Genomic DNA, 20227 nt, shown 5'->3' on the forward strand with positions numbered 1-20227 from the left:
CCTATCCTTAGTGATTCATCGAACTGTTTTCCCCGCCCCCCAGCGCCAGCCAGAGTTTCATCGTGGAATACAGGTATTGGTATTGGCTCTGCACCAATGTATTTTCACTGTTCAACAGCGAATTCTGCGCATCAAGCAGCGTTTGATACGCCACGGATCCGTGGCGATACTGGCTCTCCACCAGCGTCAAACGTTGCTGGCTCAATGCCAGATCTTTCAGCTGCAGCCGTTTTTCCTGCTGGTACGTGAGGCGCTGCGCCATGGCGTTATCAATATCCTGCAGCGCGCTGTAAGCGGCGCTTCGGAACTGTATCGCCGCGGTTTGTACATCCAGATCGGACTTTTCAATGGTCAAGCGCACTTTGTTCCACTGGATAAAAGGCAGATCGAGCGCAGATCCGAGCGTTCGGGCGGGATTACTGAACCACTGCTGAAACACCGCTGCGCCCGCGTTCAGTGACGCATTCAGCGTCAGTGACGGATAAAAACTCAATCGGGCAACGTCAGAACCCGCCAGCGCAGCGCGTAAGTTCATTTCTGCCGACTGCACGTCCGGTCGCCTGGCAATCACATCTAACGGCAAACGCTGCGCCACCGGTACGCTCTGCTGAATATCCAGAGAGCCCCGTTCCGCAGGAAATTGCCCCGGCGCGCGACTGAGTAAAATCGCCAGCGCGTTACGGTTCTCATCACGCTGCTGACGTAAGTCGCGGAGGGTCGTTTCACGGCTCAGCACCGTTTGCTGCGCCTGGAGATAATCCAGTTGCCCCAGGTCTCCTGCTTTCCAGCGGGAAGTCACCATCGCCAGCGTTTCCTCAGCAATATTGAGGCTTTGCTGCAAATTGCCTATCCGCTGGTTCAGGCTGGCTATCTGCCAGTAAAGCTGAGAGGTGATACCAATCAGCGTCAGCGCGGTCGCTCGTAAATCTTGCTCCGACGCCTGCGCCAGCCAGTCGGACTGCTCTCGAGTGCGCGCTAATTTACCCCACAGGTCAAGTTCATAAGAAGCTGAAAGCGATTGGCTATAGCCTTCCGTTGACGTTGTGCTGTGGCGCAGATTCTTGCTGTTGCTGGCCGTTGCGCCAACGGCAATGTCAGGCGTCAGATTCAGGTCCGATAACCCCGCCGCCAGGCGCGCCTGTCGAAGTCTTATTCCCGCCAGAGCGAGATCGTTATTGCTTTGCAGCGTTGCAACGATCAGCCGCGACAGCTGCGGGTCGCCAAAATTATCCCACCAGTGTGGGGAAAATTGCGCTACGCCCTCGCCGGTATCCTCCACCCGCCAGGTATCGGGTATCGACAGCATGGGCCTTTGATAGTCGCTTTTCAGCGCCTGGCCGCAGCCGGTCAATACCAGCGCCACAGCGATCGTTGAAAGTAGGTGCAGTTTTTTCATTCGCGGGCCAGCGCCTCCGTCGGATGCAGACGGGCAGCATTGCGCGCCGGGAAAAAGCCAAATCCAAGGCCAATCAGCGCGGAAAATCCGCAGGCCAGAAGGACCGGTGGCCAGGTGAACACCATGGTGAATTCCTGAGTCATCAGCGAAAAAATCAGCCCGGCCCCACCGGAACCGATAACGCCGATCAGACCGCCGAGAGTACAAATCACCATGGCTTCAATCAGGAACTGACGCATGATATCCGCGGGGCGGGCGCCGACCGAAAGGCGAATACCAATTTCATGCGTCCTCTCCGTCACCGACACCAGCATGATATTCATCACGCCCACCCCGCCTACCAGCAGGGAAATCCCAGCAATTGCCGTAATCAGCAGCGTCATCGACTGGGAGGTTTTGCGGATAGTCTTCGTCAGCTGATCGTTGGTCATGGTGAAGAAATCGCGCTTACCGTGCATGGAATCCAGCAGTTGCTCCACATTTCGCTGCGCAACTTCTATCGAATAGCCGTCGACGATGCGCAGAGTGATGGACTGTAGCGGCGAATCACCTGACATACGCTCTCGCAGCGAGGTGTAGGGGATCCACGCGCCGGGCTGCTCGCCGATATACTTCGGTCCTTTTTTCGCGGCCACGCCGATCACCCGGTAGGGCACGCCGGAAAGCTGAATAATTTCGCCCAACGGATCCTGACCGCCGGGAAACAGGGAGCTCTGTACATTCGGATCGATGATGACCACCGGCTCACGCTCGTCCAAATCGCGCGACGTAAAACGGTTTCCAGCGATAAAATTCAGCCCCTGCACTCGGAAGAAGCCGTTACTGACGCCCGACAGCGATGCAAGAAGCTGCTTACCCCCGCGGATCGTCATCACGGTTTTACTGACCACTGGCGAAATGCTATCGATATACGGCTGTTTGCTGAGTAATTCCACATCGTCCAGGGTCAGGGACCGTTCAAAATCCGGGCGCGGTCTGTCCCAGCCAAGACCTGGCTGAATTTCGATGGTGCTGGTGCCCAGCTGGCTTATCTGGCTGAGAATATTTTGCCGTGCGCCCTCTCCCACCGCCATAGAAGAGACCACGGAGGAGATGCCGATGATAATCCCCAGCATGGAAAGGAAGGCGCGGATCCGATGCCCGAGCAGAGAGCGCCACGCCATGCGTACCGCCTCTTTGATGCTCTGCCAGACGGACGTTCGCCCTGTGGCCGCAATAGCCGGTAATCCCTGCGAAACCACCTGCGATATAACCGGATTGGCCCGGTCCGCAATAATTCTGCCGTCGCGGATTTCGACAATACGCTGGCACTGTTCAGCGATGCTGCGGTCGTGGGTCACGATAATAAGCGTATGCCCGGCCTGGTGCAGGCCATGTAAAATGGCCATCAGCTCCTGACCGCTGGAGCTGTCGAGCGCCCCGGTGGGCTCATCCGCCAGGATCACCGGCGCACCGTTCATCAGGGCGCGTGCGATACTCACCCGTTGCTGCTGGCCACCGGACAACTGCGCGGGACGGTAGTTCATGCGGTCACCAAGACCTAACCGAGTCAGCAGATATTTTGCTCGCGTCTGGCGTTCAGCGACCGGCATGTCGGTGTAGAGCGCCGGGATGGTGACGTTTTCGAGAGCCGTCAGATACGGCATCAGATGATAACGCTGAAAGATAAAGCCCAGATACTGGCTACGCAGCTGCGCCAGCTGTTCGCTGCTGGCCGCCTGCGCAGGCACGTCCATAATGCGCATTTCACCTTCCGATGGTTTATCCAGACACCCTAGAATGTTCATCAATGTGGACTTACCGGAACCCGACGCACCGATAATCGCCACCATTTCTCCGGCATGGACGCGCAGAGAAACATCCTTCAGTACGGTAACGCTGGCGTTACCTGCGCCAAAATGACGGGAGATGTGCGAAAGTTCGATGATCGGAGAGTCAGCCATTTGCCACCCCTGCATCATTTTGCGCCATCACCACGCGATCGCCTGCTTTCAGCCCCTCTTTTACCTCAACAAACTGACGGTCGTTGATACCTACCTGAATCAGACGCTGTTCAACCTTATCGCCTTTTAGCACCTGTACATGATAGCTATTGGCTCCCTGCGGTTGCCCCAGCGCCATCACCGGCAGGCGTAGTACATTTTTAGCCTGCTCGGTGATGATAAATACCTGCGCCGTCATCGCGGTTCTCAACCGATGATCGGGGTTCGGCACGCTGAACACACCGTTATAATAAACGGCAGAGGCCTGTTGCCCCTGCGGACGAGCGCTATCATCCTGTAGGGCGTCGTTCGGCGCGTCCTGCAGCCCCCCCATCACGCTCTGATAGCGGCGTTTGGGTTCGGCGACGACGTAAAACCACAGCGGCTGGCCGGGACGGACTTTCAAAATATCCGTTTCTGAAATACGGGTTTGCACCGTCATAGTATCGACATTCGCCAGAACCAGAATGGTCGGCGCTGTCTGTGAAGAGACCACGGTTTGTCCCTCTTTGGTGACGATGCCCAATACCTGCCCGTCCACCGGCGCGATGATCCGCGTATAGCCAAGATTGGCTTTCGCCGTTTCCAGCGCCATCTGCGCCTGCACAATTTGCGCCATATTGACTCTCACCTGCGCCTTCTGGGTATCGACCCTGGCCTGCGCTTCCTCGAGATTGCTTTTCGTTCCTGACCCGTCACGATCCATCCGCAGCTGGCGTTTCAGCTCGAGCTGGTACTGAGTGAGCGTGAACTGTGACGCCTGTTTCTGCGCTACCGCGCTCTCCAGCGCCGCTTCAGACTTACGCAATTCGCTCTGCTGCAGCGTTGGATCGATTTCGGCTAGCAGCTGGCCCTGGGTAACCCGATCGCCGGCACGCACGTACAATTTCTTTAACTGACCGTTGACCTGCGCCCCGACATTCACCTGCACTGACGGTTTGAGGATCCCGGAGGCCAGCACGGTTTTTTCGATATCGCCGCGATCGACAACATAAGCCGCCACCGGCTCAGCACGCCCAGAAAGCTGGCTGGACGCGCCCAGCACGCCGCCAATCAGCAGGAGCGCCAACAGGGCCGCCAGCCCATAAAGTGACTTGCGGTGTCCGGCCATCATGGCGGGCCATCGCCTGCTTGCGAAACTCATGCCGGCTCTCCTTCAGGGGTGAGCGCGTAACTATCAGCGCTCGGCAGCGCTTGTATGCGGCCATTTTTCATCGAACAGAGGCGGTCAAACAGCCCCAGCGTTGTCTCGCTGTGGGTCACGGTAATCAGCGTTTTTCCGTATTCACGACAGTGGTCAATCAGCGCGCGCATCACCTGCTGCGCGGTCTGTTCGTCCAAATTGGCGGTCGGCTCATCCAGCACCATCACAGGACAATCGCTGTACATTGCACGCGCCAGCATCAGACGCTGGCGTTGCCCAAGCGAGAGCGCGGGGTGGCTTTCGCGAATCAGCGCGTTTTGTTTTCCCGGCAGGCTATCAATCACTTCTGTTAGATTCAGCCCGCGCAATGATTTATCGATACGCAGTTGCTTTTTCTCATCATATTCGCGATCGAACAGCGTGATGTTTTGCAGCACGCTGGTATTGAACAGGATATCTTCCTGGCTTTGCAGGAAGAACAGCTTCTGCGCCTGGCGGCTGCTGACAGGCAGTCCGTCGGCAAGAATATCTCCCGCCTGAGGTTCGATAAGCCCGGTGATAACTTTCAGCAAGGTACTTTTCCCCGCGCCCGACTCACCGACAATCGCCAGCGTCTCCCCCTGTTTCAGCATCAATGACGTCCGATCGAGCACCGGTTTGCCGGGATCGTAAGCATACTGAAGCTCACGATAGTGGAGCCGCTGAGTGAACCTCGCAGGCGGCAGTAGCCCATCATGTCTCTCTTCTTTGACCTGCGGGAACAGATCGGCAGCACGGGTATCGATCACGTGTAGCTGGTTCTTACGCAGTACAGAGAAGAAAATCTGCGTAATGTAGGCCGTAAAAATCTGCCGCACGAAGCTGTAGGCAAAAAACTCACCCAGCGAGATGCGGTTGTCCTTCAGCAGCGGCAGTGCCAGCAGCATGAAAAAAACCATCTCAAGGCTACCAATCAGTTGATACAGGCTGCTCTTCACCTGTTCATAGACTCTCTGCTTCTGACGACAGTCAAATAGGGATAACGCGTATCGGGCGAACGCCGCCTGGCGCTGGCCATGCAGTCCGGCAGCTTTCAGCGTGGCAAAGCCCTGAATGGTTTCCAGCAGAAAATCGCTTTGCTCGGCGCTCTTCGCCTGAATTTGCTGAGTGAAATAGCGGTCGCGGAAAATCGCCCAGACGCTCACCAGCCCCATGAGCGTTACGCCAACGGCGGAGATGGCCGCCAGCATCGGGCTGATGAAACACATCACGCCCAGCGCGATGACGCCAACCACCCAGTCCACGCGTAGACCGTTATCCAGCTCAATTTTTTGCGCCGCCGCCAGCTGCCAGTTGGAGAAGCGGCTGTAGATTTCGCCCGGACTGCGCTTTTCAAAGTAAGAGAGCGAATGTGTCAAAAGGCGGGTAAAACCGCTGAGGCTTTGCATCACCACAAAACGTTTGATAAACCGCTCGGTTACGCTGCGCACAAGGAACGCCAGCAGGGTCGAGACCATGAAGGCCAGTAGATAGTAGAAATACGGAAATTCAGTCTGGCCGCCGGAAGAGAAAACGTTATTGATAGCCGAGCTGACCATCACCGGCATGATGAACAGAGTCAGAGAAACCAGAAACGCCAGCACCATCAACCGATAGATTCCGGGAATCGCCGCGGTCTGCTTCAGGCTCATGCACGCCAGCGCGCGAAAACGTCGCGTGCGTTTATGCTGCTCCATAGGTTGAGCGGCGTTTTCCGCTTCCCGGTCGAGCACCAGCGCATAACCGCTAATTTCCGATTTAAGGGCAGCAACAGGCAAAAGCTGCTCACCAATCGCCGGGTTCATCACGCACACGTAGCTGCCCTGGCGATATGCCAGCAGCACATAGTGACTCGCGCCATAGTGCAAAATAGCCGGTAAAGGGAGTTCGGCAATCTCATCCAGATCGAAAGCCACCGGATAGGCCGGGATCGCCAGCTCAGCAAGGATGTCGCACATGGTTGAAAGCGCGGTACCATGGGCGGATGCCGGGAAGCGCTCGCGGAGTTCTTCAAGCGGCGCATTAAGTCCCTGAGTTTCTGCCAGCATGGAGAGACATGCCAGCGCGCACTCGTTCGTTTCTGCCTGATAAACCATTTGCGGAATAATATTGTCCATAATCGATCCCCTGGAACGTCCTGTTCTCTTCACTAATATTGCCGGGCTGTACTCTGTTCACATCCTTAATCATTGATGAAAAACAGCGAGTGAGAATGCCACAACATCCAGTCGGTAGAATGCTCACGAATACTTTGTTCAATAATGAGTGGCATTTCCTGCTTGAGTTTTTTTGCCGGAACGGGCTCATGAATAATAACTTTCAGCCCCTGCTCATAATAAAGATGATAAAAAACCACCTTCGCTGACATCATTCTCGCCATGCGGATAATGCCGCTGTGCAGGTTGGCCTGGCGACCGAATAACTGACAATGCAGTTTCTCGGTTTTGTCCTTGCTGGCAAACTGCGTGAAGTCAGGTGTAATATCGGGAAACAGAATAATATTCCTTTTATTTTCAGCCGCCTCCATCACCGACATCATCAGATTGCCGGCAATATTTTTATTATCCTCATGAATTGAGCAATACGTGAGATTCACGCCACCGAGCTGACGCTCGGCTTCAGAGTGAGCATTAGCGCTGCGGGAGGTAATGACCGTCGCTTTCCCTGGAAATACCGCCGCGCCAACCATCGTACTTAGTACGTCTGAAACCATATGCAGCGGCGCGAGAATGACCGGCTGGCGCGCACGTTGTAACGGTTCAACAACAGCATTAAGCTGCGCGGAACACGCAGCGAGCTCCTGCATTATTCGGCGATTTTGTCCGTAGGTGACCGCCTGAACCAGTAGCTGCCGGCGCTGGGTCAGCCAGATGTAGTCAAATTTCTGCTTATCGTTGAGCAGACAGCGACGGTTTGATTCGGCAACAGCTGCCCGTAGCTTCAGATCGCGTCGTGTCAGCCCTAAACAGCGGCTGACATGCGAGAAGGCAAAAACAACGCGATAATTCAGGCGCCGGAACAGTAAACAATGCGCCCGGTAGGCGATAAGCTGGAGTTTATACAAAACCCATTGATATTTCACAATGAGGTTTTTCCAAAACAGCGCACACCACAGGGCAAAGAATTTCATTATTTCTCCGGCGCTTGTTCGGTTTCTAATAGTGAGATTAATTTATCAGAGAATACCGGAAAATCACTGTCCTGGAATGCCACCCACTTTTTGGCCACAATAAAGGCCGGCGTTGCATTAATGTTATAATAACGGGTCACCTGGGTCATATAATCCATCAGTTCTTTGACGTTCACGGACTGGCTGACTCTATTGTATTGCGCAACGCTAATCTTATTCTCTGCCAGCCACGCGTCGCGTTGGGCTGCATCACTTAAATCAATTTTACGCTTTATGACCGCGTCGTAAGCGCTTTTGCGGTGCGCCTCTTCAATGCCCATAACCTGCAGGGTAGCAAACACCGTTGCGTAGCGCGCCAGTCCGCCCTGGCCATCCAGGTTGAAGTGAAGACGCGCCAGCTTCTTGCCCGCTGGCATACGCTTTTCCAGCATATCCACGTTCTCTTCGTTCACTTCACAGTAATGGCAACCGTATGAAAAAATTTCAATAATATCTTCCCCGCCGACCAGCGGACTGTTTGCGACTTTTTCCGCCGCCAGCGATACCAGCGCCTGCTGCTCAACATCACCTTTTTGATTGAATACAAAGGTATGGAACCAAGCGGTGGTAATCAACGCTGAAACTACCGCAACAAAAACGGTATAAGCAAAAAGGGGAAGAATTCTTTTTTTCACGGGGGCTTTTCATCCTGAAAATAATATTTTACAGAGTCAGGTGAGCGTTGTATAAAAATACAACGCCCTGGCAGAATAAATACGAATCCTATTTACTCTGTGTTAATGAGAAACAGCTGTTTCTCAGCCTGCATTACCGCAGTTTGACATGGCTGCTGGGGTATAAGACTTAGTCACAACACCGTTCTTGTCAGTGCAGGTTTTTACTGCGTTACATACAGTTTCATCACCAACCAGGGTCAGTTCGAAGGTGTTAACGCAGGTAGTGCAAGTACCGCCAACAATTACGCTAGCTTCAGTCATGGTCATCTTTTTCATCTGTGATATCCTTATTTAAAATGAATACTAGGTTGAACATAGCGTTCACTGGCATATTTCCAGTCTATGCCCATTATTAAGAAGTTATTATTAAACATCCTCTTTATGTACCCGAAACAATAGCCTGAAAGATTGAACATTCAGGTTTTCATTAGCGGATACGGCGCATTGTAGCCGTGGTTTTTTCATTGAGCAATACGCTGACAACAGCCTTGAACGATGATTATCAGATAAAGCACAACGCGCTATGTGGGATTTTTCTTATAAAATCTTAAGAAAATAGAATAGCAAAAACTATATTCGCTCCAGATACCAGATCCCTTCCTCCACAGGAGCAGGATTTTTCTTATGAAAAACTGAGATGGCAAGATCATGTAATAAAAAATTTTTATAAAAAAATAATGATGGAACTCGCTTGAGGAAAATCGTGACTCATCTATTTCAATTCACATTTCATTAATATTTATTCATCGCACCGTTGCGGATAGACATATAGTTTCACATAGTTAAACCATTGCAAACGAAGACGCAAAATTTCATTTCTCATCTTTTTGGAGGAGCACCCTGTCGTAAAAGAACATAACAATGGGCTTCACTGCGGCGCCCTCATGTCGTTTGAAGTGACAAACCGTAAGCACTAAGCCACCATGCGCAATCCAACATACGCGTTCACGATCCAGACGCGTTAAAACTGAATGAGACGCTCAAGGGGAAAACCAGGGCCTGAAAGAATTGCAGCGCGCGAGGCGCAGGCGGGGGATTATCTACGACTGGGCGGCTTTCGGCTTGAAGAATACCGCGGTGGAGCGAATGGAGATAGCGAGCTGAGTTCAGAAACTTTTTTCGGTCGGCTGCCAGGTACAAAAGTCTTCGTTTGCCACCAGCAGCAGCTGAGAGCCTTCCGGCGCTTCCAGCCACGCTACGCTCACCTCAACGGATGAGTGATTCTGGCGACGCTCAATATGCGCCAGCGCCAGCGTATCGAGGTCAGGTTTCACGGTCTGACCTTCACAGGTCGTCACCGTCCTGTTGGCGTGCCAGCGCCCCTGGCGCAGCATAACGCGTCCCTGACGCAAAGCATCGCTGGTCTGGCGTATTTGCTCAGCGCGATAGCGGTATAAGGCGACCTGATCGCTGGAAAGCTGCTGCTTCTGCCCATCGATTTCACGCTGCATAAAGCTGAGTTCGCCTTGCGCATCAAAACGAGCGCGAATATGTTCCGGGGGTTTGCCGTAGACGTTGATTTCAATCAGCGCGAGCTGGCCATCCTGCCAGCGGTACTCGCTGGTCGAGGTATTACCATGACGCCATGGACTGAAGGCCGCAAGGAGACGGACCTCGCTGTCGGAATCTTTGCGCCAGATACGCATCGCCCCCTGGTTATCCGCATATCCGCTGGCGGTAAACGGCGGGAGAGAGGAATCATGGCTGCAGGCAGTGAGCAGCAATACGCCTACCAGCGCCAACGTGCGGCGCCAGGTAGACAAAAGGGGCCGACAAGCCCCTTCGATAAAACTGTACACTGCCACGCGGTCTTACTTAACTGCGTCTTTCAGAGCTTTACCTGAAACAAATGCCGGTACGTTTGCTGCGGCGATTTTGATTTCATTACCGGTCTGCGGGTTGCGGCCAGTACGCTCAGCGCGGTGGTTCACTTTGAAGGTACCGAAACCAACCAGTTGAACAGCATCACCTTCTTTCAGAGACTCGGTAATTGCAGCCAGGGTAGATTCCAGGGCAGCTTTCGCCTGTGCTTTGGACAGGTCAGCTTTGTCCGCAATTACATCAATCAGTTGAGTCTTGTTCATAAGTTATCCTTACAATGTGTTTATCGCTTGCTAAGCATCGAGTGCGACGGAAATGCCTGAAAAGCACTCTCCTGCATACACGCACCGATAGCCACGTTTTTTCGCCCCCCAAATGTAGACCAGACGGGGGGCGGAATGGAAGCCTTCAGACGCTACAATTCAGGCGGTAAATCACGTTTTCTGGTCTCATTGCTGAAAATTTATACCAATATTGCTCTCGCCGGCCTCGCGAAGGTCTGCCCGTAGCCCTTTGATCAGTTCAATATCGCGTTCTTCGCAGTCGGCCAGAAGACGGAAAATCTCCCACTGAATATCCCATTCTTGTTCAACGGCCGGGTTTTCTTTGAGCTCTTCGTCGGTCATTTCGCGACCAGCCTGGGTCATTTCCAGCATCGCGACGGTGGTAATCGAACTCTTGCTGACTTCAATGGCATGTTCGAGCGTTTCGCCGCTCAGCCGCGAATGAATCAGTTCACTCAGTGCGACGCAGGCATCGATCGCCGGATAAACGCCGTACAGGTCGTAATCATCTGCGGCAGGAATCGCCTCCTCCAGTTTTTCCAGCTGGCTGTCGAAATTCACCTTGGCATCTTTTACCGTCAGCGTTTCCCAGATCAGATCGAGGATACGGCGATAGAGCTGGCCATCAGCGAACTCAGTTTGCTGGCAAAACATGGCGTAGTTGGGGTACATCCGCTCGCACAGGCAGGCCATAAAGGTCACGTGCTGCCAGCTTTCCAGCTTCTCCAGACGCAGATGAATCGGGTTTTGTAACATGATGAAATCTCGAAGTCAGAAATTAGCCGCAGTGTACCTGAATCAGCCGCGATTTGCTTGCCAACGCACAAACGCCGGGCGTCGGGACGCCACCGCATCAGCCCAGCGCGTCGGCTCAGGCAGGCGATAGCCTTTCAGGCAGCGTTCGACCCACATCAGCGCGCTATCCAGGCCCACGCGGTGCCCGGTACTCACAAATAGGGGATTACAGCGCGTTTTACTGCGCAAAACCCACGCCAGCTGGTCGCCTTTATCCAGCAGTGGCGCCAGCGCGCCGGGTTCATCGCCCAGCGCCTCGAACTTACCGCACAGCCTTTTTTTCGCCACGCCGATAGTCGGCACATCCACCAGCAGACCAAAGTGGCTGGCGACGCCGAGGCGGCGCGGGTGGGAAATACCGTGACCATCGACGAATAAGAGATTTGGCTTCTGCGAAAGCTGCTCCCAGGCCGCCAGCAGCGCGGGGGTTTCGCGAAAGGAGAGGAAGCCGGGGATATAAGGCATCGTGGTCGCGACGCGCGCGACCTGATACTCCACCAGCTCCAGGGAGGGATAGCTCAGCAGCACCATCGCCGCCCGGGTCACCTCTCCCTCTTGCTCAAATCCAACATCCGCTCCGCCGATCAGCGTCGGCAGATCCTGGTCCAGCCGATCGCCTCGTTCAACCGATGCCGCCAGGCTGATCTGCTGGGTGCGTAGCGATGATAAATCCATAATCACTCCTTAGCGGTGGTATGGCGCCGACAACCGATGCACAGCCTCCACAAATACGCCCGCATGTTCCGGGTCGACGTCCTGATGAATTCCGTGCCCAAGGTTAAAGACATGGCCTTCGCCCTGGCCAAACCCGGCGAGAATGGTCGCCACCTCTTCTTCGATGCGCGCCGGAGGGGCATACAGCATCGAGGGATCCATATTGCCCTGCAGGGCGACTTTATGGCCGACGCGACGCCGCGCATCGGCGATATCGGTAGTCCAGTCGAGCCCCAGCGCATCGCAGCCGGTTTCCGCCATCGCTTCTAGCCACTGCCCGCCGCCTTTGGTAAACAGCGTCACCGGCACGCGGCGGCCATCGTTTTCACGCAGTAGACCATCAACGATTTTATGCATGTAATAGAGCGAGAACTGCTGGTAATCCCGGCCAGTCAGCGCGCCGCCCCAGGTATCAAAAATCATCACCGACTGCGCGCCCGCTTTGATTTGCGCATTCAGGTACAGCGTGACGCTTTTCGCCAGCTTATCGAGCAGTGCATGCAGGGCCTGCGGCTCGGCGTACATCATCTTTTTGATCACCGTAAACGCTTTGCTGCTGCCGCCTTCAACCATATAGGTCGCCAGCGTCCACGGGCTGCCGGAAAAGCCAATCAGCGGCACTTCCCCCTTCAGCTCACGACGAATCGTGCGCACGGCGTTCATCACGTAGCCAAGTTCATCTTCCGGGTCGGGAACCGGTAATTTATCAACATCTGCTTTACAGGTGACAGGTGAGGTAAAACGCGGCCCTTCCCCGGCTTCGAAATAGAGCCCCAGCCCCATGGCATCCGGAATAGTGAGAATGTCCGAGAAGAGGATAGCCGCGTCCAGCTTATAGCGGCGCAGCGGCTGCAGCGTCACTTCACAGGCCAGCTCGGCGTTTTTACACAGCGACATAAAATCGCCCGCCTCGGCGCGGGTGGCTTTATATTCCGGTAAATAGCGGCCCGCCTGACGCATCATCCACACCGGGGTGACATCAACCGGCTGGCGTAGCAGCGCGCGCAGGTAACGATCGTTCTTCAGTTCGGTCATTTTTACATTCCTTTAGCGTTGATGCGCCAAGTTTATACACAAAATCATTCAATGTGGATCGAGGCGGCAATTGAATGAACCCCAGAAGCTTACTCAAGTAAGTGACTGGGGTAAGTGAAAGCAGCCAACAAAGAGGCAATTTGAAGGATAAAGTGTATGTAACATGTCACTCATACTCTGCCCGACACATCGCCACGGTATCTTCAATCAGGCGGCGCGCCACGGTGCCCGGCGGCGGCAAAAGCGGTAAATTGTCATAGCGATACCACCCCGCCTCCAGCAGCTCTTTCTTGTCGATGACAATCTCGCCGCTATCGTACTCGGCCATAAACGCGGTCATCAGCGATTGCGGGAACGGCCAGGGCTGAGAGGTCACGTAGCGCAGGTTTTTCACCTTAATGCCGCTCTCTTCCATCACCTCGCGGGCAACGGTCTGCTCCAGGGTCTCACCCACTTCGACAAAACCGGCCAGTACCGTGTGCACGCCGTTGCGATGGCGAGTATGCTGCGCCAGCAAAATAGCGTCATCCCGGCGGATGGCGACGATGATGCAGGGGGCGATTTGCGGGTAATAACGTTCGCGGCAGTGGCTGCAAAGCATCGCCCATTCGGTTTTGCTGGGATGCATCGGATGCCCGCAGTAGCCGCAGAATTTGTGCGATCGATAAAACTCCGCCAGTTGGATCCCGCGCCCCGCGAGTTGAAAAAGGCCGGCATCCTGATCGAGCACCTGGCGTAGCGATCCCATCTCATGTCGGCGATCCTGGCGCACCAGCCACACCGGATCGCCCTGCCATTCTCCGATTCGCAGCGCGGGCTGCCCCGCAAGATTAAAATTTACCGCTTCGCCGTAGGGCAATTCTCCGCCGGGCAACCATAATTTCTGTTCGTGGCTGACGATCCACCAGCCGCGATCTAATTTTTCAATAATACGATCCATATCTATTGCACTACCTTTATTTTACTGGCACTTTTAACATTAAATTTACATTTTGGTGAGCAACGTATTTCTCTTAAATCCTTGCGGAGTCAACCATGTTAAACCAGCTGGAAAACCTGACGGAACGTGTTGGAGGCAGCAATAAACTGGTCGATCGCTGGCTACAAGTACGTAAGCATTTGCTTGTGGCTTACTACAACCTGGTTGGCCTGAAGCCTGGCAAAGAATCATTTATGCGACTTAATGAGAAAGCGCTGGATGATTTTTGTCAAAGCCTGGTGGACTACCTCTCCTCCGGCCATTTTAATATTTATGAACGCTTTATCGGCGAATTGGAAGGCGATACGCCACTTTTAGCCGCCACGAAGATTTATCCACAGCTCCAGGCCAATACCCAGCAGATCATGGATTATTACGACTCCTGCCTCGAAAATGCCATCGATCACGATAACTACCTTGAGTTCCAGCAGGCGCTGTCGGATATCGGCGAAGCGCTGGAAGCGCGCTTTGCGCTGGAAGATAGCCTGATCGCCCTCGCCGTCGCCCACAGTCAAAAAGATAACGTCAGCGACAATATCGCGCCGACCGCTTGAGTTGTGAACCATTAACGCGTAGTTTACATACATTCCCCCTCGCTGAGAGGGGATGTCATCTTGTCGGAGTGCCCATTTTCCACACCGGAAAAGGCTGAGACCGTTTATTCGGGATCCGCGGAACCTGATCAGGCTAATACCTGCGAAGGGAACAAGAGTAAACTGCGTTTAGCGTCAGCCTCTTCAGGGCCGATCGCATCTGTTACTCCATCCGTCGTCTGGCAAGCCATATCCTGTTTAACTGGAATGAGCTATGTCTACAACAAAACTCACGCGTCGAGAGCAACGCGAACACGCCCAGCGCTTTATCGACACGCTGGAAGGTACCGCATTTCCCAATTCACAGCGCATCTATATCCACGGTTCGCGGGAAGATATTCGCGTCCCGATGCGCGAAATTCAGCTTAGCCCGACCCTTATCGGCGGCAGCAAAGATAATCCGCAATATGAAGCGAATGAAGCGATTCCGGTCTATGACACCTCTGGCCCCTACGGCGATCCGAACATCGCGATTAACGTTGAGCAGGGTCTGAAAAAACTGCGTCAGCCGTGGATTGATGCGCGTCACGATTGCGATGAACTCAACGACCGCAGCTCGGCGTATACCAGAAAACGGCTGGCGGATGATGGACTCAACGAGCTGCGTTTTACCGGCCTGCTCACACCCAGGCGCGCCATGGTCGGGAAATGCGTGACTCAGCTGCACTACGCCCGGCAGGGGATTGTCACCCCGGAGATGGAGTTCATCGCCATTCGCGAAAATATGGGCCGCGAGCGTATTCGTAGCGAAGTGTTGCGCCGGCAGCATCCGGGCGTTGGGTTTGGCGCGCGGCTGCCAGAGAATATCACCCCGGAGTTTGTGCGCGCTGAAGTCGCCGCCGGGCGCGCGATTATCCCGGCCAATATAAATCATCCAGAATCCGAACCGATGATTATTGGCCGCAACTTCCTCGTGAAGGTTAACGCCAATATCGGCAATTCAGCGGTTACCTCATCGATTGAAGAAGAGGTCGAGAAGCTGGTGTGGTCGACGCGCTGGGGAGCGGATACGGTGATGGACCTTTCCACCGGCCGCTATATTCACGAGACCCGCGAATGGATCTTGCGTAATAGCCCGGTACCGATCGGTACGGTGCCGATCTACCAGGCGCTGGAGAAGGTCAACGGGATCGCCGAAGATCTTACCTGGGAAGCCTTTCGCGATACGCTGCTCGAGCAGGCTGAACAAGGGGTGGACTACTTTACCATCCACGCGGGCGTACTGCTGCGCTACGTGCCGATGACTGCCAGGCGCCTGACCGGCATCGTCTCCCGCGGCGGCTCAATCATGGCGAAATGGTGCTTATCCCATCATCAAGAGAACTTTCTCTATCAGCATTTCCGCGAAATCTGCGAAATCTGCGCCGCCTATGACGTCTCGCTGTCATTGGGTGATGGCCTGCGTCCCGGTTCGATTCAGGATGCCAACGATGAAGCGCAGTTCGCCGAGCTGCACACCCTGGGCGAACTGACCCAAATCGCCTGGGAGTATGACGTACAGGTGATGATCGAAGGCCCGGGTCATGTGCCGATGCAGATGATTCAGCGCAATATGACCGAAGAGCTGGAGCACTGCCACGAAGCGCCTTTCTACACCTTAGGGCCGCTCACCACCGATATCGCGCCGGGCTACGACCACTTCACTTCGGGTATTGGCGCCGCCATGATCGGCTGGTTCGGCTGCGCGATGCTCTGCTACGTGACGCCAAAAGAGCACCTCGGCCTGCCGAATAAAGAAGACGTTAAGCAGGGCCTGATTACCTACAAAATTGCCGCCCACGCCGCCGACCTCGCCAAAGGCCATCCTGGCGCGCAGATCCGCGATAACGCCATGTCGAAAGCGCGCTTTGAGTTCCGCTGGGAAGATCAGTTCAACCTGGCGCTCGACCCGTTCACCGCTCGCGCTTACCACGACGAAACCCTGCCGCAGGAGTCCGGCAAAGTAGCCCACTTCTGCTCCATGTGCGGCCCTAAATTCTGTTCAATGAAGATAAGCCAGGAAGTTCGCGACTATGCCGCCGCGCAAACCATCGAAGTGGGGATGGCCGATATGTCGGATAACTTTCGCGCCCGCGGCGGTGAAATCTATCTACGTAAGGAGGAAGCCTGATGTATCAACCCGATTTTCCATCCGTCCCTTTCCGCCTGGGGCTTTATCCGGTCGTTGATAGCGTTGCGTGGATCGAACGCTTGCTGGATGCGGGCGTTCGCACTGTCCAGCTGCGTATCAAGGATAAACACGATAGCGAAGTCGAAGACGATGTGGTTGCCGCGATCGCGCTGGGGCGCAAGTATGATGCGCGCCTGTTTATTAATGATTACTGGCGTCTGGCCATCAAACATCAGGCCTACGGGGTGCATTTAGGCCAGGAAGATCTGGAAACCACCGATCTCCGCGCCATCCGCAACGCCGGGCTGCGTCTGGGAGTTTCCACGCACGACGATATGGAAATTGATATCGCGCTGGCGGCTCGTCCCTCTTACATCGCCCTCGGGCACGTTTTTCCAACGCAAACCAAGCAGATGCCCTCCGCCCCGCAGGGACTGGAGCAGCTCGCGCAGCACATTCAGCGTCTGGACGATTATCCGACCGTGGCGATTGGTGGCATCAGCCTTGAGCGTGCCGCGGGGGTACTGGCGACCGGCGTCGGCAGCGTTGCGGTGGTCAGCGCCATTACTCAGGCGGCCGACTGGCGACAGGCAACGGCTCGGCTGCTCGAGATAGCGGGAGCCGGTGATGAATGACAGCGATTTTATGCGCTATAGCCGCCAGCTGCTGCTGGAGGATATCGCCATTGAAGGCCAGCAAAAACTGTTGGCCAGCCGGGTGTTGATCGTGGGTCTTGGCGGGCTGGGCTCTCCCGCCGCGCTCTACCTGGCCGGGGCCGGCGTCGGCACGCTGGTACTGGTCGACGACGACGACGTGCATGTGAGTAACCTGCAGCGACAAATTTTGTTCACCAGCGAGGATATCTCGCGGTCCAAAGCCGCTGCCGCCAGGGCCCGGCTGGCTCAGCTAAATCCGCAGATTGCGCTGATTGCGCTTAAGCAGCGTTTAGGCGGAGAGGCCCTACAGGATGAAGTGGCGAAGGCCGATGTGGTACTGGATTGCACCGATAACATGGCAACCCGACAGGCGATCAATGCCGCCTGCATCGCGCTTCAAACCCCGCTGATTACCGCCAGCGCCGTCGGGCTGGGGGGCCAGCTGATGGTACTGACGCCGCCGTGGGACCAGGGCTGCTATCGCTGCCTGTGGCCGGACGCTAACGAGCCTGAGCGCAACTGCCGTACGGCGGGCATCATCGGCCCGGTGGTCGGCATGATGGGTACGTTACAGGCGCTGGAGGCCATTAAGCTGCTCGCCGGCATGGCCACGCCGCGTAACGCGCTGCGCCTGTTTGATGCCCGCACCAGTAGCTGGCGCACTCTCGCGCTCCAGCGGGCTCAGGGTTGTCCGGTCTGTGGAGGGCAGCATGAAGGTGTGGTTTAACGATGAACCGCTGCAGTGCGCCGAAGCGACCTCCGTCGCCGCTCTGCTCACTCAGTTGGGTCAGCAGCAGCCGGGCGTCGCGCTGGCGCTCAATCAATGCATCCTGCCGCGTGAACGGTGGGAAGATCATCTTTTGCAGGAAGGCGACCAAATCCTGCTTTTTCAGGTTATCGCTGGAGGCTGATATGTTACGTATTGCGGATAAAACGTTTGAGTCCCATCTTTTCACCGGCACCGGTAAATTCGCCGCCCCCGACGTCATGGTGGAGGCCATTCGCGCCTCCGGCAGCCAGCTGGTGACGCTGGCGATGAAGCGCGTCGATCTTCGTCAGCATAATGACGCGATCCTCGCGCCGCTGTTGGCGGCTGGCGTTTGCCTGCTGCCCAACACCTCCGGCGCCAAAACGGCGGAAGAAGCCGTCTTTGCCGCCCGTCTGGCGCGTGAAGCGCTGGGTACCCACTGGCTGAAACTGGAAATTCACCCGGACGCCCGCTGGCTGCTCCCCGACCCGATTGAAACGCTGAAAGCGGCAGAAATTCTGGTACGGGAAGGTTTCGTGGTGCTGCCCTACTGCGGAGCCGATCCGGTGCTGTGCAAACGTCTGGAAGAGGCGGGCTGCGCGGCGGTGATGCCGCTCGGCGCACCAATCGGCTCTAATCAGGGACTGGAAACCAAAGCGATGCTGGAAATTATTATCGAACAGGCCACGGTCCCGGTGGTCGTTGATGCGGGTATAGGTGTACCGAGCCACGCGGCGCAGGCGCTGGAAATGGGCGCTGACGCGGTACTGGTGAATACCGCTATCGCCGTGGCCGACGATCCGGTAACCATGGCCCGCGCCTTCCGCTTAGCGATTGATGCCGGATTGCTGGCGCGGCAGGCTGGTCCGGGCGCGCGCAGCGCGCAGGCGCAGGCCACCAGCCCGCTGACCGGCTTTCTGGAGGCGCGGGTATGAACACCTTCACTGACCGTTGGCGGCAGCTGGACTGGGACGACATTCGCCTGCGTATCAACGGGAAAACTCCTGCCGACGTTGAACGCGCCCTGGCGGCCAAACAACTTAGCCGCGATGATATGATGGCCCTGCTCTCGCCCGCCGCCGCGGATTATCTGGAGCCTCTGGCCCAGCGCGCCCAGCGCCTGACTCGCCAGCGTTTTGGCAATACCGTCAGCTTTTATGTCCCGCTGTATCTCTCGAATCTGTGCGCCAACGACTGTACCTACTGCGGTTTCTCCATGAGTAACCGCATCAAGCGCAAGACCCTGGATGAGGCGGAAATTGCCCGCGAATGCACGGCGATCCGCGCAATGGGCTTTGAGCATCTCCTGCTGGTCACCGGCGAACATCAGGGCAAAGTCGGTATGGACTATTTTCGTCAACATCTGCCCACGATTCGCCGCCAGTTCGCCTCGCTGCAGATGGAGGTCCAGCCGCTGGCGATGGAAGAGTACGCCGAGCTGAAAACCCTCGGCCTGGACGGGGTAATGGTCTATCAGGAGACCTATCATGAAAGTATGTATGCGAAACATCATCTGAAAGGGAAAAAGCAGGACTTCTTCTGGCGGCTGGATACGCCGGACAGGCTCGGACAGGCGGGGATTGATAAAATTGGCCTTGGCGCATTAATTGGCCTCTCCGACAGCTGGCGGGTGGATTGCTTTATGGTGGCGGAACATCTGCTGTGGCTCCAGCAACACTACTGGCGAAGCCGCTACTCCATCTCCTTTCCGCGGCTGCGTCCTTGCGCCGGGGGAATCGAGCCCGCCTCGTTAATGGATGAACGACAGCTGGTGCAGACCATCTGCGCTTTCCGCCTGCTGGCCCCGGAAGTGGAGCTCTCGCTCTCCACCCGCGAATCTCCCTGGTTCCGCGATCGGGTGATCCCGCTGGCCATCAACAACGTCAGCGCATTTTCGAAAACCCAGCCAGGCGGGTATGCCGATAACCATCCTGAGCTGGAGCAGTTTGCGCCTCATGATGACCGTCGCCCGGAAGAGGTCGCCCGCGCGCTGGTGGGCAGCGGGCTGCAGCCGGTATGGAAGGATTGGGATAGCTGGCTGGGACGCGCTTCCCACTCGTCATGATGAAGAATGTCATTTCTTAAATGTTCTTCGTGCACGATCGT

The 20227-nt window shown here is 55.6% G+C and carries 20 protein-coding genes and 1 riboswitch; of the genes, 7 read left to right on the forward strand and 13 right to left on the reverse strand.

Annotated elements, in window-relative coordinates; translation table 11 throughout:
- Positions 1-7: 7 nt before the first annotated feature.
- The 13 genes from K7H21_RS26420 to nudC all read right to left on the reverse strand — a co-directional run bounded on the left by K7H21_RS26420 (position 8) and on the right by nudC (position 13975).
- Positions 8-1396: an efflux transporter outer membrane subunit gene (locus K7H21_RS26420; RefSeq protein WP_223035470.1), complete on the reverse strand. Its 1389-nt coding sequence runs from the start codon at positions 1394-1396 to the stop codon at positions 8-10.
- Positions 1393-3339: a MacB family efflux pump subunit gene (locus tag K7H21_RS26425; protein WP_223035471.1), complete on the reverse strand. Its 1947-nt coding sequence runs from the start codon at positions 3337-3339 to the stop codon at positions 1393-1395. The genes K7H21_RS26420 and K7H21_RS26425 overlap by 4 nt, the downstream gene beginning before the upstream one ends.
- Positions 3332-4492, reverse strand: a complete 1161-nt coding sequence (locus K7H21_RS26430; protein ID WP_432649068.1) for an efflux RND transporter periplasmic adaptor subunit — start codon at positions 4490-4492, stop codon at positions 3332-3334. The genes K7H21_RS26425 and K7H21_RS26430 overlap by 8 nt, the downstream gene beginning before the upstream one ends.
- 26 nt (positions 4493-4518) lie before the next feature.
- Positions 4519-6657 (reverse strand): peptidase domain-containing ABC transporter, encoded by a 2139-nt coding sequence (locus K7H21_RS26435; RefSeq protein WP_112167350.1) that lies wholly within the window; start codon positions 6655-6657, stop codon positions 4519-4521.
- A gap of 65 nt (positions 6658-6722) precedes the next feature.
- A complete protein-coding gene (locus K7H21_RS26440) occupies positions 6723-7670 on the reverse strand; it encodes a lysophospholipid acyltransferase family protein (RefSeq protein ID WP_004127623.1) in 948 nt (315 codons plus the stop codon).
- Positions 7670-8344, reverse strand: coding sequence for a DsbA family protein (locus K7H21_RS26445; RefSeq protein WP_139529535.1), 675 nt, complete (start codon positions 8342-8344; stop codon positions 7670-7672). The genes K7H21_RS26440 and K7H21_RS26445 overlap by 1 nt, the downstream gene beginning before the upstream one ends.
- Before the next feature lie 123 nt (positions 8345-8467).
- Positions 8468-8662, reverse strand: coding sequence for a DUF4762 family protein (locus tag K7H21_RS26450; RefSeq protein WP_139529534.1), 195 nt, complete (start codon positions 8660-8662; stop codon positions 8468-8470).
- 830 nt (positions 8663-9492) lie between these two features.
- The gene (locus tag K7H21_RS26455; protein ID WP_032742229.1) at positions 9493-10185 is read right to left on the reverse strand and encodes a DUF1481 domain-containing protein; all 693 of its coding nucleotides are present in this window, start codon (positions 10183-10185) and stop codon (positions 9493-9495) included.
- A 12-nt stretch (positions 10186-10197) separates the two neighbouring features.
- Positions 10198-10470: a nucleoid-associated protein HU-alpha gene (gene hupA, locus K7H21_RS26460; protein ID WP_004097675.1), complete on the reverse strand. Its 273-nt coding sequence runs from the start codon at positions 10468-10470 to the stop codon at positions 10198-10200.
- A 186-nt stretch (positions 10471-10656) separates the two neighbouring features.
- Positions 10657-11247, reverse strand: coding sequence for a YjaG family protein (locus K7H21_RS26465; RefSeq protein ID WP_004097673.1), 591 nt, complete (start codon positions 11245-11247; stop codon positions 10657-10659).
- A gap of 42 nt (positions 11248-11289) precedes the next feature.
- Entirely contained in the window at positions 11290-11961 is a 672-nt protein-coding gene (nfi, locus tag K7H21_RS26470) for a deoxyribonuclease V (RefSeq protein ID WP_004127613.1), read from the reverse strand.
- A gap of 9 nt (positions 11962-11970) precedes the next feature.
- Positions 11971-13035 (reverse strand): uroporphyrinogen decarboxylase, encoded by a 1065-nt coding sequence (gene hemE / locus K7H21_RS26475; RefSeq protein WP_004127611.1) that lies wholly within the window; start codon positions 13033-13035, stop codon positions 11971-11973.
- 166 nt (positions 13036-13201) lie between these two features.
- A complete protein-coding gene (nudC, locus tag K7H21_RS26480; RefSeq protein WP_004127606.1) occupies positions 13202-13975 on the reverse strand; it encodes an NAD(+) diphosphatase in 774 nt (257 codons plus the stop codon).
- A 95-nt stretch (positions 13976-14070) separates the two neighbouring features.
- Here nudC and K7H21_RS26485 point away from each other — a divergent pair, with 95 nt between their 5' ends.
- The 7 genes from K7H21_RS26485 (at position 14071) to thiH (ending at position 20186) form a co-directional block, all read left to right on the forward strand.
- Positions 14071-14568, forward strand: a complete 498-nt coding sequence (locus K7H21_RS26485; RefSeq protein WP_004127603.1) for an Rsd/AlgQ family anti-sigma factor — start codon at positions 14071-14073, stop codon at positions 14566-14568.
- A gap of 54 nt (positions 14569-14622) precedes the next feature.
- Positions 14623-14736: riboswitch (TPP riboswitch) on the forward strand.
- An 85-nt stretch (positions 14737-14821) separates the two neighbouring features.
- Positions 14822-16717: a phosphomethylpyrimidine synthase ThiC gene (gene thiC, locus K7H21_RS26490; protein ID WP_004127600.1), complete on the forward strand. Its 1896-nt coding sequence runs from the start codon at positions 14822-14824 to the stop codon at positions 16715-16717.
- On the forward strand, positions 16717-17352 hold the full coding sequence (thiE, locus tag K7H21_RS26495) for a thiamine phosphate synthase (RefSeq protein WP_049115698.1): 636 nt from the start codon (positions 16717-16719) through the stop codon (positions 17350-17352). Before thiC ends, thiE begins: the two co-directional genes overlap by 1 nt.
- Positions 17345-18100 carry a thiazole biosynthesis adenylyltransferase ThiF gene (thiF, locus tag K7H21_RS26500; RefSeq protein WP_004127595.1) on the forward strand — a complete coding sequence of 252 codons (756 nt, stop codon included), beginning with the start codon at positions 17345-17347 and terminating at the stop codon, positions 18098-18100. The genes thiE and thiF overlap by 8 nt, the downstream gene beginning before the upstream one ends.
- Positions 18084-18284 (forward strand): sulfur carrier protein ThiS, encoded by a 201-nt coding sequence (gene thiS, locus K7H21_RS26505; RefSeq protein ID WP_004127593.1) that lies wholly within the window; start codon positions 18084-18086, stop codon positions 18282-18284. Before thiF ends, thiS begins: the two co-directional genes overlap by 17 nt.
- A 1-nt stretch (position 18285) precedes the next feature.
- Positions 18286-19056: a thiazole synthase gene (gene thiG, locus K7H21_RS26510; RefSeq protein WP_004127590.1), complete on the forward strand. Its 771-nt coding sequence runs from the start codon at positions 18286-18288 to the stop codon at positions 19054-19056.
- Positions 19053-20186, forward strand: a complete 1134-nt coding sequence (thiH, locus tag K7H21_RS26515) for a 2-iminoacetate synthase ThiH (protein WP_142446441.1) — start codon at positions 19053-19055, stop codon at positions 20184-20186. The genes thiG and thiH overlap by 4 nt, the downstream gene beginning before the upstream one ends.
- Positions 20187-20227: the final 41 nt, after the last annotated feature.

The sequence above is a fragment of the Klebsiella sp. CTHL.F3a genome, assembly GCF_019890895.1.
Taxonomy (GTDB): domain Bacteria; phylum Pseudomonadota; class Gammaproteobacteria; order Enterobacterales; family Enterobacteriaceae; genus Klebsiella; species Klebsiella grimontii.